The organism is Bradyrhizobium sp. TM233 (assembly GCF_036247965.1).
GTDB lineage: Bacteria > Pseudomonadota > Alphaproteobacteria > Rhizobiales > Xanthobacteraceae > Bradyrhizobium > Bradyrhizobium ottawaense.
On record NZ_BTIG01000014.1, the window covers coordinates 100,902 to 124,833 of the forward strand.

The 23,932-nt window shown below is 64.5% G+C and carries 23 protein-coding genes; 5 read left to right on the plus strand and 18 right to left on the minus strand.

Annotated elements, in window-relative coordinates:
• Nucleotides 1–97 precede the first annotated feature (97 nt).
• From AABA86_RS25445 to AABA86_RS25460, 4 genes are all read right to left on the minus strand, one after another.
• Nucleotides 98–820: an SDR family NAD(P)-dependent oxidoreductase gene (locus tag AABA86_RS25445; RefSeq protein WP_212252651.1), complete on the minus strand. Its 723-nt coding sequence runs from the start codon at nucleotides 818–820 to the stop codon at nucleotides 98–100.
• On the minus strand, nucleotides 813–2,195 hold the full coding sequence (locus AABA86_RS25450) for a class I adenylate-forming enzyme family protein (protein WP_212252648.1): 1,383 nt from the start codon (nucleotides 2,193–2,195) through the stop codon (nucleotides 813–815). Before AABA86_RS25450 ends, AABA86_RS25445 begins: the two co-directional genes overlap by 8 nt.
• The gene (locus AABA86_RS25455) at nucleotides 2,182–2,427 is read right to left on the minus strand and encodes an acyl carrier protein (RefSeq protein ID WP_008543699.1); all 246 of its coding nucleotides are present in this window, start codon (nucleotides 2,425–2,427) and stop codon (nucleotides 2,182–2,184) included. The genes AABA86_RS25450 and AABA86_RS25455 overlap by 14 nt, the downstream gene beginning before the upstream one ends.
• A gap of 141 nt (nucleotides 2,428–2,568) precedes the next feature.
• On the minus strand, nucleotides 2,569–4,383 hold the full coding sequence (locus tag AABA86_RS25460) for a long-chain-acyl-CoA synthetase (protein WP_338308830.1): 1,815 nt from the start codon (nucleotides 4,381–4,383) through the stop codon (nucleotides 2,569–2,571).
• Nucleotides 4,384–4,566: 183 nt separating this feature from the next.
• On the opposite strand from AABA86_RS25460, the gene AABA86_RS25465 reads away from it, so the two are divergent.
• A complete protein-coding gene (locus AABA86_RS25465) occupies nucleotides 4,567–5,547 on the plus strand; it encodes a Bug family tripartite tricarboxylate transporter substrate binding protein (protein ID WP_338308831.1) in 981 nt (326 codons plus the stop codon).
• 43 nt (nucleotides 5,548–5,590) lie between these two features.
• Here AABA86_RS25465 and AABA86_RS25470 read toward each other — a convergent pair whose 3' ends face one another.
• The 6 genes from AABA86_RS25470 to AABA86_RS25495 all read right to left on the minus strand — a co-directional run bounded on the left by AABA86_RS25470 (nucleotide 5,591) and on the right by AABA86_RS25495 (nucleotide 10,503).
• The gene (locus tag AABA86_RS25470) at nucleotides 5,591–5,860 is read right to left on the minus strand and encodes a DUF3551 domain-containing protein (protein WP_212252642.1); all 270 of its coding nucleotides are present in this window, start codon (nucleotides 5,858–5,860) and stop codon (nucleotides 5,591–5,593) included.
• A gap of 33 nt (nucleotides 5,861–5,893) precedes the next feature.
• Nucleotides 5,894–6,172 (minus strand): DUF3551 domain-containing protein, encoded by a 279-nt coding sequence (locus tag AABA86_RS25475; protein WP_212252640.1) that lies wholly within the window; start codon nucleotides 6,170–6,172, stop codon nucleotides 5,894–5,896.
• 128 nt (nucleotides 6,173–6,300) lie between these two features.
• Entirely contained in the window at nucleotides 6,301–8,178 is a 1,878-nt protein-coding gene (gene htpG, locus AABA86_RS25480; RefSeq protein ID WP_338308832.1) for a molecular chaperone HtpG, read from the minus strand.
• A 123-nt stretch (nucleotides 8,179–8,301) separates the two neighbouring features.
• Complete coding sequence (locus tag AABA86_RS25485; protein ID WP_338308833.1) at nucleotides 8,302–8,706, minus strand: hypothetical protein; 405 nt, start codon at nucleotides 8,704–8,706, stop codon at nucleotides 8,302–8,304.
• A gap of 251 nt (nucleotides 8,707–8,957) precedes the next feature.
• The gene (locus tag AABA86_RS25490) at nucleotides 8,958–9,566 is read right to left on the minus strand and encodes a nuclear transport factor 2 family protein (RefSeq protein WP_338308834.1); all 609 of its coding nucleotides are present in this window, start codon (nucleotides 9,564–9,566) and stop codon (nucleotides 8,958–8,960) included.
• A gap of 130 nt (nucleotides 9,567–9,696) precedes the next feature.
• Nucleotides 9,697–10,503: a response regulator gene (locus AABA86_RS25495; RefSeq protein WP_026201627.1), complete on the minus strand. Its 807-nt coding sequence runs from the start codon at nucleotides 10,501–10,503 to the stop codon at nucleotides 9,697–9,699.
• Nucleotides 10,504–10,722: 219 nt separating this feature from the next.
• Between AABA86_RS25495 and AABA86_RS25500 the strand changes: the two genes are divergently transcribed.
• Together AABA86_RS25500 and AABA86_RS25505 are read left to right on the plus strand one after the other, a co-directional pair.
• Nucleotides 10,723–10,953 (plus strand): NepR family anti-sigma factor, encoded by a 231-nt coding sequence (locus tag AABA86_RS25500; protein ID WP_028139965.1) that lies wholly within the window; start codon nucleotides 10,723–10,725, stop codon nucleotides 10,951–10,953.
• The gene (locus AABA86_RS25505; protein ID WP_018316216.1) at nucleotides 10,953–11,501 is read left to right on the plus strand and encodes a sigma-70 family RNA polymerase sigma factor; all 549 of its coding nucleotides are present in this window, start codon (nucleotides 10,953–10,955) and stop codon (nucleotides 11,499–11,501) included. The genes AABA86_RS25500 and AABA86_RS25505 overlap by 1 nt, the downstream gene beginning before the upstream one ends.
• 78 nt (nucleotides 11,502–11,579) lie before the next feature.
• On the opposite strand, the gene AABA86_RS25510 is transcribed toward AABA86_RS25505, so the two are convergent.
• The 8 genes from AABA86_RS25510 to AABA86_RS25545 all read right to left on the minus strand — a co-directional run bounded on the left by AABA86_RS25510 (nucleotide 11,580) and on the right by AABA86_RS25545 (nucleotide 20,853).
• Entirely contained in the window at nucleotides 11,580–12,293 is a 714-nt protein-coding gene (locus tag AABA86_RS25510) for a nitroreductase (RefSeq protein ID WP_338308835.1), read from the minus strand.
• A gap of 124 nt (nucleotides 12,294–12,417) precedes the next feature.
• Nucleotides 12,418–13,662: an acyl-CoA dehydrogenase gene (locus AABA86_RS25515; protein ID WP_338308836.1), complete on the minus strand. Its 1,245-nt coding sequence runs from the start codon at nucleotides 13,660–13,662 to the stop codon at nucleotides 12,418–12,420.
• Between the two features lie 123 nt (nucleotides 13,663–13,785).
• Complete coding sequence (locus AABA86_RS25520; protein WP_338308837.1) at nucleotides 13,786–15,027, minus strand: acyl-CoA dehydrogenase; 1,242 nt, start codon at nucleotides 15,025–15,027, stop codon at nucleotides 13,786–13,788.
• Nucleotides 15,028–15,169: 142 nt separating this feature from the next.
• A complete protein-coding gene (locus AABA86_RS25525) occupies nucleotides 15,170–16,297 on the minus strand; it encodes an acyl-CoA dehydrogenase family protein (protein ID WP_338308838.1) in 1,128 nt (375 codons plus the stop codon).
• Nucleotides 16,298–16,481: 184 nt separating this feature from the next.
• Entirely contained in the window at nucleotides 16,482–18,353 is a 1,872-nt protein-coding gene (locus AABA86_RS25530) for an AMP-binding protein (protein ID WP_338308839.1), read from the minus strand.
• 43 nt (nucleotides 18,354–18,396) lie between these two features.
• Nucleotides 18,397–19,203 carry an enoyl-CoA hydratase/isomerase family protein gene (locus tag AABA86_RS25535; protein WP_338308840.1) on the minus strand — a complete coding sequence of 269 codons (807 nt, stop codon included), beginning with the start codon at nucleotides 19,201–19,203 and terminating at the stop codon, nucleotides 18,397–18,399.
• Between the two features lie 161 nt (nucleotides 19,204–19,364).
• Nucleotides 19,365–20,123 carry an SDR family NAD(P)-dependent oxidoreductase gene (locus AABA86_RS25540; RefSeq protein WP_028139958.1) on the minus strand — a complete coding sequence of 253 codons (759 nt, stop codon included), beginning with the start codon at nucleotides 20,121–20,123 and terminating at the stop codon, nucleotides 19,365–19,367.
• Between the two features lie 70 nt (nucleotides 20,124–20,193).
• Complete coding sequence (locus tag AABA86_RS25545; RefSeq protein ID WP_212252619.1) at nucleotides 20,194–20,853, minus strand: TetR family transcriptional regulator; 660 nt, start codon at nucleotides 20,851–20,853, stop codon at nucleotides 20,194–20,196.
• 152 nt (nucleotides 20,854–21,005) lie between these two features.
• Between AABA86_RS25545 and AABA86_RS25550 the strand changes: the two genes are divergently transcribed.
• Entirely contained in the window at nucleotides 21,006–22,178 is a 1,173-nt protein-coding gene (locus AABA86_RS25550) for an acetyl-CoA C-acetyltransferase (protein WP_338308841.1), read from the plus strand.
• Nucleotides 22,179–22,386: 208 nt separating this feature from the next.
• Complete coding sequence (locus AABA86_RS25555; RefSeq protein ID WP_338308842.1) at nucleotides 22,387–23,931, plus strand: acyl-CoA synthetase; 1,545 nt, start codon at nucleotides 22,387–22,389, stop codon at nucleotides 23,929–23,931.
• Nucleotide 23,932 lies beyond the last annotated feature (1 nt).

Here is a 23,932-nt window from a genome sequence, read left to right on the forward strand (position 1 = left end):
TCGATTGACGTAACCCAATCGATTGCGGGGCATCTTACGACCAAATCCGGCTGGATGTCATTGCCGGATCAACGCAATCATGTCGGCGGAGTTCCGCTTAGGCCGTATTCCCCGCGTCCACGGTAAACACGGTCCCGGTGACGTTGCGGCCGCCCTCCCCCAAGAGATATTCCACCATGCGCGCGACGTCGTCCGTCTCCGGCAGGCGGCGCAGCGCGCTGCGGCTGGCGATGCGCTTGCGGGCCTCGTCGGACAGGTTGTGCGTGAGCTCGGTGTCGATGAAGCCCGGAGCGATCGCGTTCACGGTGATGCCGAGCTTGCCGACCTCGCGAGCCAGCGAGCGGGTGAAGCCGGTGGCGGCCGCCTTGGTCGCGCCATAGACGGACAAGCCGTTATAGCCGGTGGTCGCGATGATCGAGGAGATGTTGATGATGCGGCCGGCGCCGTCGGCCATCATCTGCCGCGCGACATATTTGGTGAGGATGATCGGCGACAGCACGTTGAGCTGCACCAGCGCCTCGATCTCCGAGTTATGCATGGTGGCGAGCAGGCCTTCGGTGCCGAGGCCGGCATTGTTGACGAGGCCGTAGGTCGGGCCGAACTCGTCGCGCACGAGCTTTGCAAAGGCCGGAATGGCGTCGATCACGGCAAGGTCGCAGGCGCGGAAATGCAGGCGCCCTTCGGACTCCGCAATCGCGGCCCTGAGCTCCTCGCTCTCACGCCGGGCGGCCGCGACCACGTTGTATCCGGCGCCGGCGAGGCGCTTGCCGATCGCAAGGCCGATGCCGCGGCTGCCGCCGGTGACGAGGACATTATGCATCGGTGCGCGCCAGTTTTCCGGCCGGGGTGACGTCGAGCGCCTCGACGAAGCGGATCACCGCCGGCACCTTGTGGGACGCGAGCTGCGCGCGGCACCGCTCCAGGATCTGGTCGCGGATCTCCTTCGCGCGCGCGGGATCGGTGCCCTGAGTGAGGATCACGTCGGCGACCACGATGCCACCGGTGATCGGGCTCTTGCGCGATTTGGCCCGCGACATCCGCACGTCGGGATGGCGGTTGATGACCGCCTCGACCTCTTCGGGGTGGACCTTCAGCCCGCCGATATTGATGATGCCGCCGCGGCGGCCGACGAAATAATAGCGCTCGCCGCGCAGCTCGACGATGTCGCCGCTGTCGACGAATCCGTCGCCGTCGGTGAGCGCGGCGGCATTGCGGCCGACATAGGCATGCGCGGTGCGCGTCGAACGGATACGCAGCGAGCCGTCGACCACTTTCATCTCGACGCCATTGCGATTGCCGAGATAGTCGGCCGGAAAGCCCTCCAGCCCGTCATTGACGGCAAAGCCGACGCCGGCTTCGGTCGAGGCATAGGCATGACCGACGGAGGAATTGGGGAATGCCGCCTTCAGCCCGTCGAGCACCGCCTGGTCGGCGATTTCACCGGAGAGGCGGACGTAAGCCGGGGCGAACTGCGCGGCCGAACCGCTCATCAGCAGCTTGCGCCAGTGCGAGGGCGTGCCGGAGATGTGCGAAACCCCGCGCGCCTTCAGCCGCGCGACGTGATCGCCGAGCGCCTCGTGCGGATCCGACAGCACCATCGAGCCGCCGGAAAGGACGGCGCGCAGGAAGATTTGCAGGCCGCCGTAGCGGCGAATGTCGTAGAAGGTCGCCCAGACCGGCGCCGCGCCGCGCGCGGGCCCTTCGGCAACGATCGCACCGGTCAGCGCTTCCAGCGTGTGGCCGGCGATCTTCGGCACACCCGAGGTGCCGGAGGTGAGCATCAGCCATTCCGTCGCGCGTTCGGTCTTGACCGGCGCGGTGGCTTCAAGCGGCAATTGCGCGGTGACGACGAGCGGGACACCAGTCCCGGCCCAGCGCTCGGATTCGTCGGTGACGACGGCATCGATCCCGGCATCGGCGATCAATGCATCGAGATGCGCCGGATTGAGATCGGGCGGGCACAGCAGCATGCGACGGGCGATGCCGTCGAGCTCGATCATGGCGAGGCCCGACCGCAGCTGGTCGGACAATTTGAGCAGCACGGAGCGGCCGGACAATTCCCGCAGGCGGCCGCCCAGAACCGTCTGCGTCAGGATATCGGTCAGCGACACGCAGCTGTGCGCGTCCGACAGCGTACGGCCGGTCAGCTCCGCGCCGAGATGGTCGCGAAGCGCAAAGATCTCACGCGGGGACATTTTCGTAGGCCCGCACGAAATCGCCCACCGTGGCGGGGAATGCTGCGTCCTCGGAAATGGTGAAGGGGTCGACGCCGGTCTCATCCTCGAGACGCGCAACCAGGATGGCGAAGGCAAGCGAGTCGAAACCCGTCTCGTGCAGCGACAGATCGTCCGAGAGTGCGGGAAGCGTGACGTGCTGCTCTTTGGCGATCTGCTGGATCGCGTCGATGACCTTAGACCTTACCGACATGGCTGGCTCGCTTTGTTATCGTTGGCGTTGCGGCGGCTCTTGCTGGCCGCCTCCCCATGGCCGCCTGTTTACCCGAGAGAAGTAAATGGCTTCTTGGACAATTCAGATAAAATTGGACCTATCTGCGGATTTTGATGGGATTTACAGCCTGATCGAGCCGTCCACGATTCGCGCATGGGCCTCCGTATCGAGCGCCACATAGGCCCCGGACTTCGGGTCTGCGATGAACAGCGGATCGGAGATCCCTGCGGGATCGAAGCCTTCCCGTGCGAGCTCGCCCTTCTTCTGCTTGAACGTCTCGGTCGCATCGATCTCGCCGGAGATGCGGATGAAGACGGGGCGCGCATAGGCCGGCAGGCGCTGCGCGAGATGTGCGGGCAATGCCGCAATGTCAAAGCCCTCGTTGACGACGATCGCGCTCATGCCGGCGCGGCCGTCGGCGCTGGGGACGCTGACGCCGTAGGTGGTGGCGTCGACCACACCGGTGAAATCGCGCATCGCGTCGTTCACCTCCGAGGTCGCGACGTTCTCACCCTTCCAGCGGAACGTGTCGCCGATACGGTCAACGAAATGGAAGAAGCCCTTGTCGTCGATCCGCATCAGGTCGCCGGTGCGGAACCAGGCATCGCCCCGGGCAAAGACATCGCGAAGGACTTTCTTCTCGGTCTCGCCGGTGTCGGTGTAGCCCTCGAAACGGCCGCCGCCTTCGTCGGCGGTGCCGATGCGGCCGATGGCTTCGCCGGCCTCACCGCGGGCGCAGGCGAGGCAAAACCCCTCTGCGTTGCGCAGTGGCACGCCGCTGTCGGGGTCGAGCTTGACGAGATTGGCAGGGAAGCGATGCGCCAGCAGCGGCGGGATGCGCCCGATCGCGCCGGGCTGCCCCTCGACGTTGAACAGCGAGAAATTGCCTTCCGTGGCCGCATAGAATTCGAGGATACGGGGAATGGCGAAACGGGCCTGAAAGTCCTCCCAGATGTCGCCGCGCAGGCCGTTGCCGCAGACGAGGCGGAGACGATGCCGATTCTCATATTCCGACGGCGCCGCCTTGAGCAGATAGCGGCAGAGCTCGCCGATATATTGAAACAGCGTGCAGTCGTGGCGCGCGATGTCGGACCAGAAATGCGAGGCCGAGAATTTCTCCGCGATCACCACCGAGCCGCCGGCAGCGAGCATGCTGCAGGGCGCGACGATGCCGCCAACCGAGTGGAACAGCGGCAGGCAATCGTAGAGCCGGTCTTGCGGGCTCGCGCCGGTGAGGCCGGCGAACCAGAAGCCCCAATTGAGAATGCGGCGGTGGCTGATGCTGGCGGCCTTCGGCAGGCCTGTCGTGCCCGAGGTGTAAATCAATAGCGCACGGTCGTCGATGGTGACCTCACCGCGCTCCTCCGGCGAAAGGGAAGCGTCGTCCAGCGCCGCGAGGGCGACATCGATGGCGCGCTCGCAGCGGGCATCGCCATGCGTCCAGACCTTGGCCTGCGTCTTCAGATGCGGCGTTGCGCTCTCCAGCAGCGCTGTCAGCTCATGCGCAACGATGATATGCGAGGGCTTTGCCACATCGAGGCAATGCGCGAGCGACTGTCCCACCAGCTTGGTGTTGAGCAGCGCCGCCACGCCGCCGATCCGGCTGATGCCGAGCCAGGCCGCGACATAATCGATGCCGTTCGGCATGATCAACGCGACGGTGTCACCCTTGGCCACGCCGGCCGAGCGCGCCCAGCGCGCGTAGCGGTTGATGCGCTTCGACAGGTCTTCGTAGTCGAGACTTGCGTTGTCCGTGATCAGCGCGACGCGGTCGGGCTGGCGCTGCGCCCAATCGTCGATGACGTCGGCGAAAAGACGTCCCGGCAGCGTCTCGATCCGCGCGGTGAGCTCGATGGCCTTCAGCCAGATCTTCGAAGCCGACGGCGCGCGCGCGGCTTTCGGTCGTTCGATGACACCGATCGTCATGCCGTTCATTCTTTCGGAACGTGTCTGCTGGTTCCGGCACCTTAGCCCGCGCGCCCTGCCCAGGTGTTAAGAGACAAGGTAAAACTCGGTTAGTACGCGATTAACTCTAGCGATCCTTTACCAAGCCGGCGGGATCGGCGTGCGCGGCGGCGCAATTCTTGCGATAGCAACGCGAGAGTGGGGATACAGATCATGATCACCAAACGGCATTTCCTCCAGACCGCCGCCTGTGCCGCAGCCGCGCTCACCGCGCCGCGCGCTTTTGCCCTCGGCAACCCCTCCTATCCCTCGCACAGCGTGAAATGGGTGGTGCCTTATGCACCGGGCGGCGCCACCGACGTGCTGTCGCGGCTGCTCTGCCAGCGGCTGTCCGACCGGCTTGGACAAACCTTCGTCGTCGAGAACAAGCCGGGTGCCGGCAGCAATATCGGGACACAGGCCGTGATCACCTCGGCACCCGACGGTTACACGCTGCTGCTGACCTCGACCGCGAATGCGATCAACGCCTCGTTCGATCCGGCGCTGCCGTATGATTTCGCCAAGAGCATCGCGCCGGTCGCCGGCGTCGCGCGGATTCCGCTGGTGCTGGTCGTCAACAACGACCTGCCGGTCAAGACCGTCGCCGACTTCATCGCCTATGCCAAGGCCAGCCCCGGCAAGATATCGATCGCCTCCTCCGGCATCGGCACCTCGCTGCACCTCTCGGGCGAATTGTTCAAGTCGATGGCCGGCGTGCAGTTCACCCACGTGCCCTACCGCGGCTCGGCACCGGGCTTGACCGATGTGATGAGCGGCCAGATCCAGGGCATGTTCGACAACGTCACCTCATCCTTCGAGCTGGTGCGCGCCGGCAAGCTGCGCGCACTCGGCATCACCACGCGCGAGCGCTCGGAGATCCTGCCCGACGTGCCTCCCATCTCCGACACGCTGCCCGGCTTTGAGACGAGCTCGTTCTACGGCGTCGGCGCTCCGCGCGACACGCCGCGCGAGATCGTCGACCTGCTCAATCGCGAGATCGATGCTGCGCTGTCCGATTCCGGGATCAAGGCCCGTATCGCCGAACTCGGCGCCATCCCGCTGCATGGCAACGCCAGTGAGTTCGGCGGCATGCTGACGGACGAGACCAGCCGTTGGCGCAAGGTGGTGGAGCTATCGGGAGCCAGGAAGGAATAACGGCTGCACTGCCCGCGAGGCGGAAGCGCCGGTCCGCCCGACGCTAGCCGCTACGCCTGTAGCGCAAGCGCTCCGGCGGCGCGTGGACCGGATAATACGGGTTGAGATCGCAGATTGCGGAGCGGCCCATCGCGGTGGCGCGGCACTGCGGCAACGAGGTGAAGGAGCAGTCGTACCACTCCCCACCTCCCCCGTTCGCACCTGAATAGACGTGCATGCAGACGGGGTAACGCGGATCAAAGGTCTGCGCATTCGCGGACGCGGGCGTGAGCAGTGCGCCGGCGGTCAGGATCAGGCCGAACGAGAAGCGCATAAACTGTGTTCCGGTGCGTTGCATCGCAGATCGCTATTGCTGTTTCTTGTGACGCCGGCGCGGCTGCGGCTGGTCGAAGGCGTAGTAGGGATTGACGTCGCAGCTGGCCGAGCGGCCCGACGCGGTCGCACGGCACTGCGGCAGCGAGGTGAAGGAGCAGTCGAAATAATCGCCGCCGCCACCGCCGAAGCCGCCGCCGGGCGTGTAAACGTGCATGCACACCGGGTAGCGCGGATCATAGGTCTGGGCGCTAGCATCCGCCGCGACGACCAGCGTGGCAATCGCGGTGAGGGTCAAAATCGACAGGCGCATGGACTTAGTCCTCGAATCGACGGCGTCGGCGGATCTGATGCCGACGGCCTCGTATGGCATAACACCAGGCCGGAGGCGACTGTTCCTAGGGACAGATGACGGCAAGGTGAGCGCCGCGGGCTGCGGCGCTAGGCGCCGAGTCCCTGCAGCACGAGCCGGTTCAGCCTCGCCGCAAACGCGGCGGGATCCTCCGGCAGTTCACCGTCCAGGATCTGCGCCTGCTCGAGCAGGAGCAGGCTGAGATCGTCGACCGCCTTCGAGCCGGCTTGCGCCTTGGCGATCGCGCCCACCATCGGATGACGCAGATTGATCTCCAGGATCGGCTTGGTCTTCATGCCGCGGTTCTGCTGCGACAGGATGCGCTCGAGCTCGCGGCTCGGGCCCTGGCTGTCGGCGACGAGGCAGGAGGCCGAGCTGGTGAGGCGCGTCGAGGCCTTGACGTCGCTGACACGTTCGCCGAGCGCGGCCTTGATCACGGCGATGGTGGCCGCTTCATCCGCCTCGGGCTCGTCCTTCTTTGCCTCGTCCTTGTCGTCGACGCGCGGAATCAGGTCGAGATTGAGATCGCCCTGGCTGAGTGACTTCAGCGGCTTGCCGTCGAACTCCGACGGCATCGAGGTCCAGAACGCATCGACGGGATCGGACAGCAGCAGCACCTCGATGCCGCGCGCGGTCGCAGCCTCAAGCCGCGGATTGGATTTCAGCCGCTCGATGCTGTCGCCGACGAGATAATAGATCTCGGTCTGGTTCGGCTTGAAGTCGGCGATAACCTGCTTCAGCGACCGCTTCTCGCCTGACGTCGTGGTGAAGCGCGACAGTGCCAGCAGCTTTTCGCGGCGCTCGAAGTCCTCGTAAATGCCTTCCTTGAGCACCGCACCGAAGGCGTCCCAGATCTTCGCAAAGTTCTCCGGATCCTTCTCGGCCAGGCTTTCGAGCTCCGACACGACCCGGGTCGCCACGGCTTTCCGGATCTGTGCCAGCTGCGGATTGTTCTGCAGCATCTCGCGGGAGATGTTGAGCGGGAGATCCTCGCTGTCGACGACACCGCGGATGAAGCGCAGATAGCCCGGCAACAGATCGGCATCGTCGGTGATGAAGACACGGCGGACGTAGAGCTTCACCCGGCCCTTGCGGTTCGGCTCGAACAAATCGAACGGCTTGGTCGAGGGCGCGAACAGCAGCACCGCGTAGGAGTAGCGGCCTTCGGCGCGGTAATGCAGCGTCATCGCGGGATCGTCGAAGGCGGAGGCGATCTGCTGATAGGCCTTCTTGTAGTCCTCCGCGGTCAGCTCGGATTTCGAGCGCTGCCACAGCGCGCTGGCTGAATTGATCTGGCGGGGCTCGCCTTCTTCCGGCACCAGCTCGATCGGGAACAGGATGTTGTCGGAATAGGCACCGATGATGCGCTCGATCTCAAAGGTCTCGAGATATTTCTTGGCGTCGTCCTTCAGATGCAGGACGATCTCCGTGCCGCGCGTCAGTCGCCCCGCCTCCTCGTCGCCGGCACGGGCGATCTCGAAGCCGGAGCCGCCGGAGGACGTCCAGGTCCAGACGTCGCTCTCGCCGGCGCGGCGGCTGATCACGGCGATCTTATCGGCGACCATGAAGGCGGAATAGAAGCCGACGCCGAACTGGCCGATCAGGCCAAGGCCGTCCTTGGCCTCCTTCAGCTTCGACACGAACGCCTTGGTGCCGGAGCGGGCGATGGTGCCGAGATGGTCGATCAGCTCCTGCCGCTCCATGCCGATGCCGTTGTCGGCGATCGTGAGCGTCCCGGCTGTCTTGTTCGGGATGATGCGGATCTTGAGCGCGTCGCCCTCGCCGAGCAGCGAAGGGGTTGCGATCGCCTCATAGCGCAGCTTGTCGCACGCGTCCGAGGCGTTGGAGACGAGCTCGCGCAGGAAGATGTCGGTCTCGGAATAGACGGAGTGCACCATGAGGTGCAGAAGCTCGGAAACCTCGGCCTGGAAGGGCTGCGTATGCACAGCCGTGTCTGACGTCGTCATGCGTTTACCCGGTCAATACGAAGGGGAAGAAACCCGGGATATAACGCGAGCGCAGGGGGGATCAAGTGGACGTGAAGAATCGCCCTCCCGGCGGGAGGACGATCTCTCCAGTGCCTAGGCGGATCAGGTCACGCAGCGGCCGGGCTGGAGCAGCTTTGCGACCTCGGTCAGGGAGCTGACCATCGGCTCGCAGGCGATCGTCGGCCGGTTGCGCACTTTCTTCTGGTTCAGCAGCACCGGCGGCTTGGCATTGCCGGTTTCGATCACGGCGGGGACCCGCAGCAGCACCGAGGTGTCGGCGAGGTCGTTCAGCCGCATCGAGACGGTGCGGGTCGGAACTCCTGCCTGCTTGATCTCGGCGAGCCGGTCGGCCTTGCCGGTACGATTGACGTTGTGGCTGGGCTTGTCGGCCTTGTCGGCGACCGCCTGCCAGCGGTCCGCCAGATCATGGCCCGAGGCCAGTTGCACGGCACCGAGCGTCGCAGCAACGGCGACGGCACTCAAAAATACCTTATGAATCTGAGACATGGCTGTCGGTCCCTCGCCCCATGGCGATCACGGGAACAACGCCGGGGAAGGATCAGGGGTTCTCAGCAGTTACGATCACTTAACCGTGTGCGACAAATGCGACAACGTGCACAAAATATTCCGCGCGTGGTGGAACGACTCGCGCGGAAATGAGTCGTCTCAACAGCCGGCTATTCCCCCCTGCCCCATAAGCCGGTGACGTAGGGCGCGACTGTGGTGATGCCAGTCGCGCCTTACTTTTTTTCTGGGGGTCACTTCCCCGCCAGCCACTGCCGCCCTTCGCCATAGAGCTTCTCGACCTCGGGGCCGATCAGGCCCGGCATGTCGCGCTTGACCTTGTAGCCGATCAGCTCCTGCATGTAGGCGAGGTGGCGATAGCCTTCGGGGAGCGCAGCGAGCGCCTGTTGGTCGAGGCGGAGGGTAACGGCGGGATCGACCGGGTCGATCCGGTCCTTCTCGTAGATCGGCTGGCGGCGGACGATGCCCCACTTCCCAATTCCTGATTGGTCTTGCCGCTTCTCCAGGAAATCGTAGAAGCGTCCGGTGCAGACGACGTCGCACAGCACGTCATGCACCAGGGCGCGCTGCGAAATCGTCATCTTGGTCTGCGCGATGGCCCGCTCGCCCGCGAGGTCGATGCTGGTGCCGCCGAGGAAATGCAGGATGCGAACGCCCCTGGCAAATCCCTCCTGGCTGACGCGCATGAAATCCCGCGCCGGCCCCTGAAACCAGGTGGCGGACATCCAGCCCTCTTCGTGCCAGACCGTGGCAAAGCGCTCCCAGTCGCCGGCATCGCGCCACACCGCCCAGTTCTCGACGAGATCGCGGATGGCGAGGCGATCGAGGAGTTGCTGGTCCATGGGCACATCTCCGGCTGAGATCAATGCAGGAGGTATGAGCGGCGAAGCCGACGCACGTCAAGCGACACGAAAAATCCGGCGTGCCTTGCAGCACGCCGGATCGGATCGTTTCGCCAAATGGCCAGCCCTATTAAGCCGCCGGCGCCTTCGGTGTGCGGTTGCGCGAGTTGCGCTGGAAGAACAGCGCCTGGCTCGCCACCGCCGAAACCATCGCGGGCTGGAACGGTTTTGAGATCAGGAAGGCCGGCTCCGGGCGCTCGCCGGTCAGGAAGCGCTCCGGGTACGCGGTGATGAACACCACCGGCACTTCGAACGTGCGCAGCAGCTCGTTGACGGCGTCGAGACCCGACGAGCCGTCGGCGAGCTGGATGTCGGCGAGGATCAGGCCGGGCCGCTTGTTCTTGGCCAGCGCCACCGCATCGGCATGCGTGCGCGCGACGCCGACGACATTGTGGCCGAGATTCTTGACCAGGCTCTCGAGGTCCATGGCGATGAAGGTCTCGTCCTCGATGATCAACACGTCGGTGGCGATCTCGGCGGCCATCTCGCGGCCTGCCGCGTCTGCAAGCCGCCGCGTCTCGGCCACGTCGGTACCGAGGATGTAGCCGACTTCCTCTTCCGAAAATCCCTCCAGCGAGAGCAGCAGGAAGGCCTGACGCGGCAACGGCGTGATGTTCGACAGCCGCCGCTCCGGCGGCATCGGCAAGGTCGTCACCTCGGAATCATCGTTGACGGAGACCGAATTCCAGATCTGGGTGAACAGCCGGAACAGGCCCGCGCGCGGCCCATGGCTCTCGTCGAGCACCGACGGATCCCCCAGCATGGCTTCCAACATGGCTGCGACATAGGCGTCACCGGAGGCCTGGCTGCCGGTCAGGGCGCGTGCGTACCGGCGCAACAACGGCAAGTGTTCAGCAACAAGCTGTGAACGGGACATCCCCACTCCATTCATCTTCGGGCCAACCTTAAGGTCCAGGCAATCCGAGGGGGGCCCGGGTTCCCCTGCTGGGCTGATTACGCCTCAGGCCAAGAAAAGTTCCGTCCGAGCGGGAACTTTTTCTCGAACCTCGAATTGAGCCTATCCAGGGAACGGCTCCCGGTTGAGAAAACCTCTCGATTTTACAGTCACTTAACTCGGGGAAACGTGGAACAGGTCATGAAAGATCTCAAGTCTCAAGCCAGCAGAAGCACGACCCCCGGCAAGGGAGGCCTCACTCCGGAGATTCAATCCCGGATCGGGCACCAGTTGCGCGCCATGTATGATGATGTCGTGCGACAAGGGGTTCCAGATCGGTTCGCAGAGCTGATCAAGAAGCTTGATGCGCCGGGAGCGACACCCCACGTGGGAAATGAGGGCGGATCCAACGACAACAATGGGAGGGACTAATGCCTCTCACGGACTCCCTGCGTAACGACATCCTGGCGGCCGTGCCCAGTCTGCGCGCGTTCGCCATTTCGCTCAGCGGCAATGCGGACCGCGCCGACGATTTGGTCCAGGAGACGCTGCTCCGCGCGCTCGCCAACATCGACTCGTTCCAACCCGGCTCCAATCTGCCGGCATGGCTGTTCACGATCCTGCGCAACCTTTTCCGCTCCGACTATCGCAAGCGGCGGCGCGAGGTCGAGGACGCCGAAGGCAACTACGCCAAGACGCTGAAGACACAGCCGTCGCAGAACGCGCATCTCGAATTCGAGGAATTCCGCACGGCGCTCGACAAGCTTCCACAGGACCAGCGTGAAGCGCTGATTCTGGTCGGCGCCTCCGGCTTCTCCTACGAGGACGCGGCCTCGATCTGCGGCTGTGCGGTCGGCACGATCAAGAGCCGCGTCAATCGCGCGCGCTCGAAGCTCGCCGCGCTGCTCTATGTCGACGGCGCCGAGGATTTTGGCCCGGACGAGACCGTGCGGGCCGTGATCGGCGGCAGCGGCGGCTGACGGCCGGCGTCCTCACGGACCGGACAGACGAAGGCGGCCGTTCTCACGGCCGTTTTCGCGCGCGTCCGACAGCGATGATCATTCGTCCGCGAAGGTCACGGTCTCGGCCACGCTGGCACGCGAGGTGCGGTAGCTGTTGACCTTGTGGGCGTCATCGGCATAGCCGAACGAAATGCCGCAGACGACGCGGCGATCGTCGGGCAGATTGAAGTGGCGGCGGATCAGTCCGGAATGCCGCGCGAGCGCCGCCTGCGGAATCGTGCCGAGCCCGAGCGCCTGCGCGGCCAGCATGAAATTGCCGACATAGGCGCCGCAATCGATCGCACCGTAAATGCCGAGCGGCTCGTTGGTGTGAATGATGGCGACATGCGGCGCGCCGAAGAAATTGTAGTTCTCCAGCGCCTGCCTGGCGTAGGCGCTTCTGTCGCCCCTGGTGATGCCGAGCGTGTTGTAGAGCTGAAAGCCGCTTTCGCGGCGGCGTTCCAGATAAACACCGACATATTCGCGCGGCGGCGTGAAATCGTAATCGTCGCCGAGACCGCCTGAAGCTTCCGCGTAGATCGCCTTGCGGAAGCGCTCCTTGGCCTCGCCGCTGGCGATGATGACCTGCCAGGGCTGGCTGTTGCACCAGGACGCGGTGCGCTGCGCGGTGGTCAGCACATGCTCGATGGTCGCGCGGTCGACCTCTTTGGGAAGGAACGCGCGGACGGAGTAGCGCTCGTTGAGCAGTTCTTCGAGCACGCCGATGCGGTCTTGGGTGGAGTGTTTGGCGTTGGGCACTTTGGCGTCCATGACTTGCCTCGTTTTCGTGCCCCGGACGCAGCGCAGCGCTTCTTCAGCGGTGCGCTGCAGAGCCGGGGCCCATTGTGGCCTCTGGGTCCCGGCTCGCGCTTCGCGCGTCCGGGACACGGTAACCTCACCGCCCCTTGGTCGGGATCTTGTTGTACGGCACGTCCTTGTCGACGCGGATGTCGCCCGGCAGGCCGAGCACGCGCTCGGCGATGATGTTGCGCAGGATCTCGTCGGTGCCGCCGGCGATGCGCATCGAGGGCGAAGACAGCAGCATCTGCTGGAACTGGCCCTGCACGGTCTCCTCGTCGCTGCCCGTGAGAACACCGGCCGCGCCCTGGAGGTCCATGGCGTAGGTCGCGATGTCCTGCAGCATCATGCCCGACACCAGCTTGCCGATCGAATTCTCCGGGCCCGGCCGCTCGCCCTTCGACAGCGCCGAGATCGTGCGGTAGCTGGTGTATTTCAGCCCGCTCGACTTCGCCGCCCAGCTCGCGAGTTTGGAGCGCACAGCGGGATCGTCGATCGCGAGGCCATCTTCCAGCATCAGATTGGAGCAGAACTCGAACATCTCAGGCACGCCGGTCGCAAGGCGCGAGCCGATCGACATGCGCTCGTTCATCAGCGTGGTCAGCGAGACGCTCCAGCCCTCGCCGACGGCGCCGAGCCGCTGGCTGTCGGGGATCACGACGTCGGTGAAATAAACCTCGTTGAACTCCTGCATGCCATTGGCCTGCTTGATCGGCCGCACCTCGACGCCGGGGCTCTTCATGTCCAGGAAGAACATGGTGAGACCCTTGTGCTTGGGCACGTTCGGATCGGTGCGCGCAATCAGAAGGCCGTAGTCGGAGTAATGCGCGCCCGAGGTCCAGATCTTCTGGCCGTTGACCACCCAATTGTCGCCCTTCTTCTCCGCACGGATGCGCAGGCCCGCGACGTCCGAGCCTGCGGACGGCTCGGAGAACAGCTGGCACCAGATCTCCTCGCCCGAAGCGAGCTTCGGCAAATAGCGGCGCTTGGCATCCTCGCTGCCGAAGGCCATCATGGTCGGGCCGCACATGCCCTCGCCGATCTGGAACGGCTGCGTCAGCTTGCCGTAGACACCCTCTTCCTGCTGCCAGATCACCTTCTCGATCGGCGTCGCGCCACGGCCGCCATATTCCTTGGGCCAGTGCAGGCAGGCCCAATTGCCTTCGAACTTCTTCTTCTGCCAGGCCTTGCCGACATCGACGATGTCGTGGCTGGCAAGGCGAATGCGGCCGAGCGAGGATTTTGACAGCTCGGCATGCAACTCCTTCGGCGCATTGGCGTCGATCCATTGGCGCGCGGAGGCGCGGAACGCGGCTTCCTGCGGGGTGTCGTCGAAATTCATGGCGGACCTCTCAATCCTTGCGCGGTGCGTAGGGTGGGTTAGCCGAAGGCGTAACCCACCACTTCTGTCGAGCGTCGTTGCAGCCAACGGTGGGTTACGCTGCGCTAACCCACCCTACGAAACTCATCGTCCCTTCGTCGGGATCTTGTTGAACGGCACGTCCTTGTCGACACGGATATCACCGGGCAGGCCCAGCACCCGCTCGGCGATGATGTTGCGCATGATCTCGTCGGTGCCGCCTTCGACGCGGGTGCCGGGCGCGCGCAGCAGCATCGCCTGGAAACGGCCGGCGAGCTCGCCATCCTCGCCGCTGACGACGCCGCCCGCACCCTGCAGGTCCAACGCGTAGGTCGCAACGTCCTGGATCATCGAGCCCGCCACCAGCTTGCCGATGGAATTTTCCGGTCCCGGCCGCTCGCCTTTCGACAGCGCCGAGATCGCGCGCATGCTGGTGTATTTCAGCCCGCTCGCCTTCACCGCCCAGTTCGCCAGCTTCGAGCGCACCGCGCGATCCTCGATCGCGGGGCCGTCGTCGAGCATCAGGCTGGAGCAGTACTCGAACAGCTCGGGGAAACCGGTCGCGACGGCCGCGCCGATCGCGCTGCGCTCGTTCATCAGCGTGGTCAGCGAGACGTTCCAGCCGTCACCGACCTCGCCGAGGCGCTGATGATCAGGGATACGCACATTTGTGAAATAGACCTCGTTGAAATCCGAGGCGCCGCTCGCCTGCTTGATCGGCCGCACTTCGACACCCGGGCTCTTCATGTCCAGGAAGAACATGGTGAGGCCCTTGTGCTTGGGCACGGTCGGATCGGTGCGCGTGAGCAAGATGCCGTAGTCGGAATAATGCGCGCCTGAGGTCCAGATCTTCTGGCCGTTGATGATCCAGTCGTCGCCGTCTTTTTCCGCGCGCGTGCGCAGGCCGGCGACGTCGGAACCGCCGGCCGGTTCGGAGAACAGCTGGCACCAGATCTTTTCACCCGAGGCCAGCGGCGGCAAATAGGTGCGCTTATGCTCCTCGCGCGCGAACGCCATCATGGTCGGCCCGCACATGCCGTGGCCGATGATGAACATGCGGGACAGCAGTCCGAACGGCCCTTCTTCCTGCTGCCAGATCACGCGCTCGATCGGCGATGAGCCGCGGCCGCCATATTCCTTTGGCCAATGGAGGCAGGCCCAGCCGGCATCGGCCTTCTTTTTCTGCCAGGCTTTTGCGACGTCGAGAATGTTGGCGTTTTTCAACTGCGTGCGGCCAAGCGAGGATTTGCGCAGCTCGTCCTCGTATTGCTTGGGCGCATTCGCACCGATCCAGGCGCGCGCGGTGGCGCGGAACTCGGCTTCCTGCGGGGTGTCGTCGAAGTTCATGGTCTCATCTCTCGGTTCGTTCCCCGGACGCTGCGCAGCACGAAGTGATGCGTTGCAGATTCGGGGTCCATTGCGGCTTCCGGGTCCCGGCTCTGCGAAGCGGCATTACATGCCGCATCGCGTCCGGGACACGAGCGGCGGATTACGCCGCGTTCTTCTTGCGCATGCGGTCGATCAACTGGTCTTCCCAATAGCTGAGGCTGCCGAGCCCGAGCGCCATGGCGTTGGCGCGGCGGTAGTACATGTGGCAGTCGAACTCCCAGGTGAAGCCCATGCCGCCGTGGACCTGGATGTTGTTCTTGGCGCAGTGCTGGAACGCCTGCGTCGCGCTGATGCGCGCGGCAGCGGCGGCTTCCGGCAATTCAGCCGCGTTGGTCGAAAGTGCCCAGGCACCGTAATAGCTGTTGGAGCGCGCCAGCGTCGCCGAGACATACATGTCGGCAAGCATGTGCTTGACCGCCTGGAACGAGCCGATCTGGCGGCCGAAGGCGATACGGTCGAGCGCGTAATCGCGGCCCATCTCCAGCGCACGGTCGGAGCCGCCGACCTGCTCGAAGGCACACAGCACCGCGGCCCGGTCGAGCACCTGGGTGAGGATGCTCCAGCCTTCGCCGGCAGCCCCGAGCGGCTCGGCCTTAGCGTCCTTGAAGGTGATCTCGGCCTGCCCGCGGGTCGGATCGAGATTGGTGAGGCTTTTCACCTCGACGCCACCGGCTTTGAGATCGACCAGGAACAGCGAAATGTCGGCCTCGCGCCCGCTCGAACCGTTGCGCGCCGCGACCACCGCGAAGCCGGCGATGGCGCCGTCGGCCACCGGCTTCTTCACGCCGTTCAGGACACCGTTCGCGGCCGTGAGCTTGACGTTCTTCGGCGACGGATTGCCCTTGCCCTCGAACAGCGCCAGCGTGCCGATCGCCTCGCCCGAGGCAATCGCCGGCAGCCATTTCTTCTTTTGCGCCTCGCTGCCCGCGATCAGCAGCGCTTCGGCGGCGAGGTAAACCGTCGAGGAGAACGGCACCGGCGCATTGGCCCGGCCCATCTCTTCCGCGATCACGCAGAGCTCGAGATGCCCGGCGCCCGCGCCGCCGAACTCCTCGGGGATTGCGACGCCGAGGAAGCCCATCTCGGCGAGGCCCTTCCACAGCTCCTTGTCATAGGGTGCCTTGCCGTCGAGCACGATTCGCACCGCCTTGGGGGAGCATTTTTCAGCGAGGAATTTGCGCGCCTGATCGCGGAGCTGCTTCTGGTCGTCGGAGAAATCGAAATTCATGGCGGGCTTACCTCTTATTGTCTGTCGCTTGTATTGATGCTGTCATTCCGGGGCGCCGCGTAGCGGCGAGCTATGATGCGCAATTGCGCATCTGAGAATCCATTTCGCCAGGCGTATGAGGCCTGATGGATTCCGGGCTCGCGCTGCGCGCGCCCCGGAATGACGAGGTGAGAGAGTTGCGCGCTCATCGCAGCACGATCACATCTTCATCCGGCTTGTCCGCATAGAGCCGCTCCACCAGCGCCGCGCGGCGCTCGAGGCCGGCGCGCTGGTTGATGTAGCCCTTGTCGGTAAGCTCGTTGCCGTCGATCGAGGGCGGCTCGACCATCAGCATGGCGCGCGCGATGATGCGGCTGCTGGCGCCTTCGCACTCCTTGTTGTGAGCCTGCAGCCCGCGCTTGAAGCAAGCGATCACGTCAGGATGCTTCACCGCGTCCGCAAAGCTCAGCTCGGGATTGCCGACAAGCTGTCGGCAGGCGTGCAGGTTTGGCCAGGCGAGCAGACCGATGAACGGGCGGTCCTGCCCCGCGACCAGCGCGTCATGCACGACGGGCGTCGCCGCGGCGATCGCATCGGTGCGGAGCGAGCCGACATGGACGAAGGTGCCGGTGGTGAGCTTGAAGTCCTCGACCACGCGCCCGGCGAAGATGATGCCCTTCACCGGATCGGCATCGTCGACGAAGATGCCGGCATCGCCGATGCAGTAAAAGCCTTCCTCGTCGAACATCTTCTTCGTCAAATCCGGCTGGCCGAAATAGCCGGGCGTGACGTTGACGCCGCGCAGGCGCAATTCGTATTTCGAGCCGCACGGCACCATCTTCAACTCGACGCCGGGGAACGGCAGGCCGATCAGGCCGACGCGCTCGGTGTCCCAATAGGTGCCGGTCGAGGTCGGCGCGGTCTCGGTGGAGCCCCAGCCGGTGTAGAACACGATGCGTTCGCCGGTGGTCTTGACGGCGAGAGCCTGCATGCGGTCGTAGAGATCGTCAGGCAGCCGCGCACCGCCATAGGCCATGATCGACAGGTTCTTGAAGAAGGAGCGGCAGAGCGCATCGTCCTTCTCCATGGCGGCGGCGAGCGCGGCATAGCCGGCCGGCACATTGGCGTAATAGGTCGGCGAGATCTCGCGCAGGTTCCGCAGCGTCTCCTCGAACTGGCCCGGCATCGGCCGGCCGTCGTCGATATAGAGCGTGCCGCCATCGACCAGGATCGGATGAAACGCCGCATTGCCGCCCATGGTGTGATTCCAGGGCATCCAGTCCAGCATGGTCGCAACAGGACCATCAGGCGAGCGCGGCCGCACCTGCATCATCATCGCCGCATTGGCGCACATCATCTCCTGCGTATTGATGACGGCCTTGGGCATGCCGGTCGAGCCGGAGGTGAAGAGCAGTTTTCCGACCGTCTGCGGTGTGATCTTCGCGATCGACGCCTCGACATCGGCCGTCACTGGCGTCGCCGCAAGCTCCGCGAAACTGACGCTCTTGACGCCGTCACAGGGACGGGCGGCGTGAACCACGGTGACGCCGCTGAGATCGATCGCCTTCAGCGCCTTCTCGAAAGTCGGGCCGTCCTGCACCATCACCACGGCCGGCTTGATCAGGTCGAACAAGTACTTCAGCTTGACGTGATCGTGGCTCATCAACGAGTAGGCCGGCGACACCGGCGCCGCGGGGACGCGCGCCTGCATCGCGGCCTGCGTCATCAGCGCATGCTCGATCGAATTGCCGGAGAGGATCGCAACGGGGCGACCATCGAGCCCGAGATTGAGCAGGCCTTGCGTCAGCGCATCCACGGCGCGCTTGGCTTCGGCATAGGACACTTTGCGCCATTCGCGGTTGGCGCCGCCGCGCTGGGCGAGCCAGATGCGCTCGGGCGCGTCCTTCGCCCATTTCGCCAGCGAAGCCGGGATGTGCTTCTCGTAAGGCTGCAGCGGAATGCGCGACTTCAGCACAACCGTGCCGTCGTCGCGGCGCTCGACATCGATGTCGCGCGGCAGCCATTCGATCTTGCGAAAGGCGGGCTTCGTCATCACAGCCGCCGCGCTTCCACTCATTTTGCGTCTCCCGGAATTATCGTCCTTTACGGATCGTTCTCGTTCAGCGCTTGATATAGACAGGCTTTCGCTTCTCAAGGAAGGCCCTGATGCCTTCCGAAAATTCCTCGGAACGGCTGCACAGGACCTGATTGCGATCTTCCATGGCGATGACAGCCTCCAGCGATCCTGCGTCGATACTCATGTTGAGGCACTCCTTGGAGAGACACAGGCCCACGGGCGAAGCCGTCATCATCGCATCGACATAGGGCTCGGCCGCCGCATCGAGCTTGTCTTCGTCGACGATCTCCGAGACCAGCCCGACCGCCAGCGCGCGCTCGGCGCCGATGAAGCGGCCGGTGAGGATCAGCTCCGACGCCACGGACACGCCGACGAGGCGCGGCAGGAAATAGCTGGTGCCGATGTCGCAGCCGCCCAGGCCGAGCTTGATGAAGGCGCAGTTCATCCGCGCCGATTTCGTCGCGATGCGAATGTCGGAGGCAAGCGCCAGCGCAAAACCGCCGCCAGCCGCCGCGCCTTGCACGAGAGAGATGATTGGCTGCGGACAACGCCGCATCAGCATCACGATGTCGGCGATGCGGCGCTGCGAGTCGAGCGACTCGGTGACGCCAGGCGGTTCCTGTTGCCCGGCACGGCGGGCCATGGCCGCCTTGAGATCGAGGCCCGCGCAAAAACTCTTGCCGGCGCCCTTGAGCACCACGACACGCGTGTCACGGTTGCGCTGGAGGCCCTGGAAGTAGACGTTGAGCGCGTCGATCAGCGCAGGATCGAGCGCGTTGAGGCTATCAGGACGATTGAGCGTCACCCGGTCGACGCCGTCGTCATGCTCGATCAGCAACGGTTGGGACATGGGGCGCTCCTCCTCACGGTCGTCCCGGCCAAGCGAAGCGCAAGCCGGGACCCATAACCACAGGCGTTTGTTGTTTGCGCACCGCGTCTGCCAGCGTGCCCGCCACAGACGCCGCGGAGTATGGGTCCCGGCTTTCGCCGGGACGACAGCGGAGTTTGCAGCTACCTTGGCGCCATGCGGATGGCGCCGTCGAGGCGGATGGTCTCGCCGTTGAGCATCGGGTTCTCGACGATATGCACGGCGAGCGAGCCGTATTCCTTGGCGTCGCCGAGACGCGAGGGATGGGGCACCTGCGCGCCCAGGCTCTTGCGGGCTTCCTCGTTCAGCCCCATCAGCAGCGGCGTGAAGAACAGGCCGGGCGCGATGGTGTTGACGCGGATCTTCTGGCTGGCGAGATCGCGCGCGGCCGGCAAGGTCAAACCGACGACGCCGCCCTTCGAGGCTGAATAGGCGATCTGGCCGATCTGGCCTTCGTAAGCGGCAACCGAAGCCGTGTTGATGATGACGCCGCGCTCTTCGCCGACCGGCTCGATCGTGACGAGGCGCTCGGCGAACAGCCGCAGACAGTTGAAGGTGCCGATCAGATTGACGTTGATGATGCGGGCGAACTTTTCCAAGGGATAAACGCCGTCGCGGCCGACGATGCGCTGCGAGCCGCCGATGCCGGCGCAGTTCATCAGCACCCGCGCAACGCCATGCGCGGCTTCCGCCTTGGCGATCGCCGCCTTGATCTGCTCTTCGCTGGTGACGTCGGCATGGAGCGCCACGCCCTTCACCTCGGCGGCGACCTTCTCGGCATTCTCCTTGTTCTGGTCGATCACGCCGATCCTGGCGCCCTTGGCCGCCATGGCGCGGGCGGTCGCCTCGCCGAGGCCCGAACCACCGCCGGTGATGAGAACGGCTACGTCTTTCAATTCCATCGCTTGTACCTTTCCTTGGGCGTTTCTTCTCTAGACTTGCAAGTCTTCTGACTGACAAGTGATGGCCGGATTATCCGGCCGCGGCCGCTTCCTCGACTTGCGTGAGGATGCCGCCGCAGATCAGCGTTTCCATATGCTTGATATATTGCCGGCAAACGTCGTCGGTGACCGGGCCGACGCCGGTCGCGCGAGACATCGCGTGCCGGCCGAAGAACAGATGATCGCAGGCGCCGATCAGGCTGGTGTAGAACAGCACCGGATCGGTGGCGCGAAATTCTCCATGGCTGACGCCTTCGGCAAGCAGGCGACGGTGAAAGTCGAGCAGCGGCGCCACGAAGAATTTTGAAACTTCGTCCGCGGAACCGGCGACGCTCTCATGCAGGAGATAGTGGATCAGCCGGTTCATGTAGGGAAACCGGTGATAGGCGCGGATGATGCCACCGATATGCAGCTTGAGCTTCGCCGTCGCCGTGATCGGCTGCGCCAGCAGATATTCGAGATTGGACATCTCGGTCGCGGCGTCTCGCGCGAGCAGCGCCAGCAGCAGGCCGTCCTTATTGCCGAAGTGATATTTGACCAGCGCGGCATTGGCGCCCGACTTCTGGGCGATGTCGGAGAGCGAGATCTCGATCGAGGAGCGTTCGATCATTAACTCGCTCGCGGCCACGAGCAATTTCTCTGCCGTGGAATTTTTCCCGCCGGGGAGCCTGTTCGGTACGCTGGTAGCCACGGAGATCCCTGAATGCACCTCGATAGGCGCGCAGATAAGCGCAAGCAGCGCCTCATCACAAGAGTTAATTGATCGATTGACTAAACCACATCGTGCCCGTTTAATCCGCCCCGACAACCAGCCTATTCAGAGCAATTCAGGGAGAGACCGACATGGCCGAGGCTTACATCGTCGCCGCTGCGCGTACCGCGGGCGGGCGCAAGGGGGGCCGTCTCGCCGGCTGGCATCCGGCCGATCTCGCGGCAAAAGTGCTGAACGAGCTGGTCGATCGCACCAAGGTCGACCCGGCCCTGGTCGAGGACGTGATCATGGGCTGCGTGATGCAGGTCGGCGAACAGTCCAACAATGTCGCGCGCAACGCGATCATGGCATCGAAGCTGCCGGAGAGCGTGCCGGGTACCTCGATCGACCGCCAGTGCGGCTCCTCGCAGCAGGCGCTGCACTTCGCCGCGCAAGCCGTGATGTCCGGCACCATGGACGTCGTGATCGCCGCCGGCGTGGAATCCATGACGCGCGTGCCGATGGGCCTGTCCTCGCAGCTTCCCGCCAAGAATGGCTTTGGCAATTACAAGAGCCCGGGCATCGAGCAGCGCTATCCCAACATCGTGTTCAGCCAGTTCACCGGCGCGGAGATGATGGCGGAGAAGTACGGCCTGTCGAAGGATGATCTGGACGAATACTCCTATAACAGCCATCAGCGCGCGATCGCGGCGACGCAAGCCGGCCACTTCAAGAAGGAGATCGTACCGCTCGAGATCACCCGCGCCGACGGCAGCAAGGACACCCACCACATCGACGAGGGCATCCGCTTCGATGCCACCCTCGACGGCATCAAGGGCGTCAAGCTGATCGCCGAGAACGGCAAGCTGAGCGCGGCCAGCGCCAGCCAGATCTGCGACGGCGCCTCCGGCGTGATGGTCGTTAACGAGCGCGGCCTCAAGCAGCTCGGCGTCACACCGCTGGCGCGCATCCATCACATGACCATGACCGGCGGCGATCCCGTCATCATGCTCGATGCGCCCCTGCACGCCACCAAGAAGGCGCTGGAAAAGGCCGGCATGAAGATCGGCGACATCGACCTGTTCGAGGTCAACGAGGCCTTCGCCTCGGTGCCCACGGGCTGGCTGAAGACCACGGGCGCCGATCCGGCGCGCCTCAACGTCAATGGCGGCGCTATCGCGCTCGGCCATCCGCTCGGCGGCTCCGGCACCAAGCTGATGACGACGCTGGTCCACGCCCTGCACCAGCGCGGCAAGCGCTACGGCCTGCAGACCATGTGCGAAGGCGGCGGCATGGCCAACGTGACGATCGTGGAGCGGCTTTAAGCTGCGGCCACACAGATAATGGGTCCCGGACAAGCGCGCCTCAAGCGCGCGCCGATCCGGGACCCATAACCACAGGAGGCTGCGGTTATGCCGCGCCGGAGCTCCATCTCGTTTCAACAGTCGAGGCCTGTGGTTATGGATCCCGGCCCCCCGTGCGCAATTGCGCACTAGGCCGGGATGACACCTTTTTTGCCGCGAGATCTCGACCATGACCCACCCCTCCATCCACGCCCGCACCACGCCCGACAAGATCGCCTACCAGATGGCCGGGACCGGCAAGGCGATCACCTATCGCGAGCTCGACGAGCTTTCGAACCAGGGCGCAAACCTGTTCCGCTCGCTCGGTCTCAAGGCCGGCGACCACATCGCGCTGCTGATGGAGAATCGCCTCGCCTTCATGGAGCTGTGCTGGGCCGCGCAGCGCAGCGGGCTCTATTACACCGCGATCAGCCGCTATCTGAAGCAGGACGAGATCGACTACATCATCGCCGATTGCGGCGCCAAGGTCGTGATCACGACGCCGAAATGCGCCGATCAGATCAAGGGCCTGATCAAGGGCGCCGCCGGCGAGCCGGTCTTCTACATGATGGACGAGCCACAGCCCGGCTTCCGCTCCTACGACAAGGAGGCCGCAGCGCAGCCGACCACGCCGATTGCGGATGAGGTCGCCGGCTACGACATGCTGTATTCGTCCGGCACCACCGGCCGCCCCAAAGGCATCAAGAAGTCGTTCGAAGGCAACAGGATCGACGTGCCGAACGCCTTCCTGCGCGTGCTCTGCGCCGACATGTGCGGCATGAACGCAGAGAGCACCTATCTCTCGCCTGCGCCGCTCTATCACGCGGCTCCCTTGCGCTTCAACATGATGGCGGTCGTGCTCGGCGGCACCTCCATCATCATGGAGCATTTCGACGCCGAGGAATTCCTCAAGCTCGTCGAGAAATACAAGGTCACCCAATCACAGCTGGTGCCGACCATGTTCGTGCGCATGCTGAAGCTGCCGGACGAGGTTCGCAACCGATACAACGTCTCCACGCTCAAGGGCGCGATCCACGCCGCCGCTCCCTGCCCGATCGACGTCAAGGCCAAGATGATCGAATGGTGGGGGCCGATCCTGATCGAGTATTACGCGGGCTCGGAAGGCAATGGGGTCACGGTCTGCAATTCGCAAGAATGGCTGGAGCATCGCGGCAGCGTCGGCCGGGCCGTGGTCGGCAAGATCAAGATTCTGGACGAGAACGACGAGGAGCAACCGCTCGGCGAGATCGGCACCGTCTATTTCGCCGACGCGCCAGCGTTCACCTATCACAACGACCCCGAGAAGACGAAGAAGGCCTACAACGCGAAAGGCTGGTCGACGCTCGGCGATGTCGGCTATCTCGACAAGGAGGGCTTCCTCTATCTCACCGACCGCAAGTCCTACATGATCATCTCCGGCGGCGTGAACATCTACCCGCAGGAGACCGAGGACGTGCTGATCACCCACCCCGACGTCGCCGACGTCGCTGTGTTCGGCGTGCCGAACGAGGAGATGGGCGAAGAGGTGAAGGCGGTCGTGCAGCCGCACGACATGGCTCGCGCCGGCAAGGCGCTCGAGGCCGATTTGATCGCCTATTGCAAGGGCCGCCTGTCCGCGATCAAGTGCCCGCGTTCGATCGATTTCGAGCCCGAGCTGCCGCGCACGCCCACAGGCAAGCTGGTGAAGCGGCACTTGCGCGATCGGTATTGGCCGAAGACGGCGGCGAAGATCTGAC

Excerpts from the sequence above, each read along its gene's own strand:
- AABA86_RS25445 (WP_212252651.1), bottom strand. The coding sequence starts at position 820 with ATGCATAATGTCCTCGTCACCGGCGGCAGCCGCGGCATCGGCCTTGCG.
- AABA86_RS25450 (WP_212252648.1), bottom strand. The coding sequence starts at position 2,195 with ATGTCCCCGCGTGAGATCTTTGCGCTTCGCGACCATCTCGGCGCGGAG.
- AABA86_RS25455 (WP_008543699.1), bottom strand. The coding sequence starts at position 2,427 with ATGTCGGTAAGGTCTAAGGTCATCGACGCGATCCAGCAGATCGCCAAA.
- AABA86_RS25460 (WP_338308830.1), bottom strand. The coding sequence starts at position 4,383 with ATGAACGGCATGACGATCGGTGTCATCGAACGACCGAAAGCCGCGCGC.
- AABA86_RS25465 (WP_338308831.1), top strand. The coding sequence starts at position 4,567 with ATGATCACCAAACGGCATTTCCTCCAGACCGCCGCCTGTGCCGCAGCC.
- AABA86_RS25470 (WP_212252642.1), bottom strand. The coding sequence starts at position 5,860 with ATGCGCTTCTCGTTCGGCCTGATCCTGACCGCCGGCGCACTGCTCACG.
- AABA86_RS25475 (WP_212252640.1), bottom strand. The coding sequence starts at position 6,172 with ATGCGCCTGTCGATTTTGACCCTCACCGCGATTGCCACGCTGGTCGTC.
- htpG (WP_338308832.1), bottom strand. The coding sequence starts at position 8,178 with ATGACGACGTCAGACACGGCTGTGCATACGCAGCCCTTCCAGGCCGAG.
- AABA86_RS25485 (WP_338308833.1), bottom strand. The coding sequence starts at position 8,706 with ATGTCTCAGATTCATAAGGTATTTTTGAGTGCCGTCGCCGTTGCTGCG.
- AABA86_RS25490 (WP_338308834.1), bottom strand. The coding sequence starts at position 9,566 with ATGGACCAGCAACTCCTCGATCGCCTCGCCATCCGCGATCTCGTCGAG.
- AABA86_RS25495 (WP_026201627.1), bottom strand. The coding sequence starts at position 10,503 with ATGTCCCGTTCACAGCTTGTTGCTGAACACTTGCCGTTGTTGCGCCGG.
- AABA86_RS25500 (WP_028139965.1), top strand. The coding sequence starts at position 10,723 with ATGAAAGATCTCAAGTCTCAAGCCAGCAGAAGCACGACCCCCGGCAAG.
- AABA86_RS25505 (WP_018316216.1), top strand. The coding sequence starts at position 10,953 with ATGCCTCTCACGGACTCCCTGCGTAACGACATCCTGGCGGCCGTGCCC.
- AABA86_RS25510 (WP_338308835.1), bottom strand. The coding sequence starts at position 12,293 with ATGGACGCCAAAGTGCCCAACGCCAAACACTCCACCCAAGACCGCATC.
- AABA86_RS25515 (WP_338308836.1), bottom strand. The coding sequence starts at position 13,662 with ATGAATTTCGACGACACCCCGCAGGAAGCCGCGTTCCGCGCCTCCGCG.
- AABA86_RS25520 (WP_338308837.1), bottom strand. The coding sequence starts at position 15,027 with ATGAACTTCGACGACACCCCGCAGGAAGCCGAGTTCCGCGCCACCGCG.
- AABA86_RS25525 (WP_338308838.1), bottom strand. The coding sequence starts at position 16,297 with ATGAATTTCGATTTCTCCGACGACCAGAAGCAGCTCCGCGATCAGGCG.
- AABA86_RS25530 (WP_338308839.1), bottom strand. The coding sequence starts at position 18,353 with ATGAGTGGAAGCGCGGCGGCTGTGATGACGAAGCCCGCCTTTCGCAAG.
- AABA86_RS25535 (WP_338308840.1), bottom strand. The coding sequence starts at position 19,203 with ATGTCCCAACCGTTGCTGATCGAGCATGACGACGGCGTCGACCGGGTG.
- AABA86_RS25540 (WP_028139958.1), bottom strand. The coding sequence starts at position 20,123 with ATGGAATTGAAAGACGTAGCCGTTCTCATCACCGGCGGTGGTTCGGGC.
- AABA86_RS25550 (WP_338308841.1), top strand. The coding sequence starts at position 21,006 with ATGGCCGAGGCTTACATCGTCGCCGCTGCGCGTACCGCGGGCGGGCGC.
- AABA86_RS25555 (WP_338308842.1), top strand. The coding sequence starts at position 22,387 with ATGACCCACCCCTCCATCCACGCCCGCACCACGCCCGACAAGATCGCC.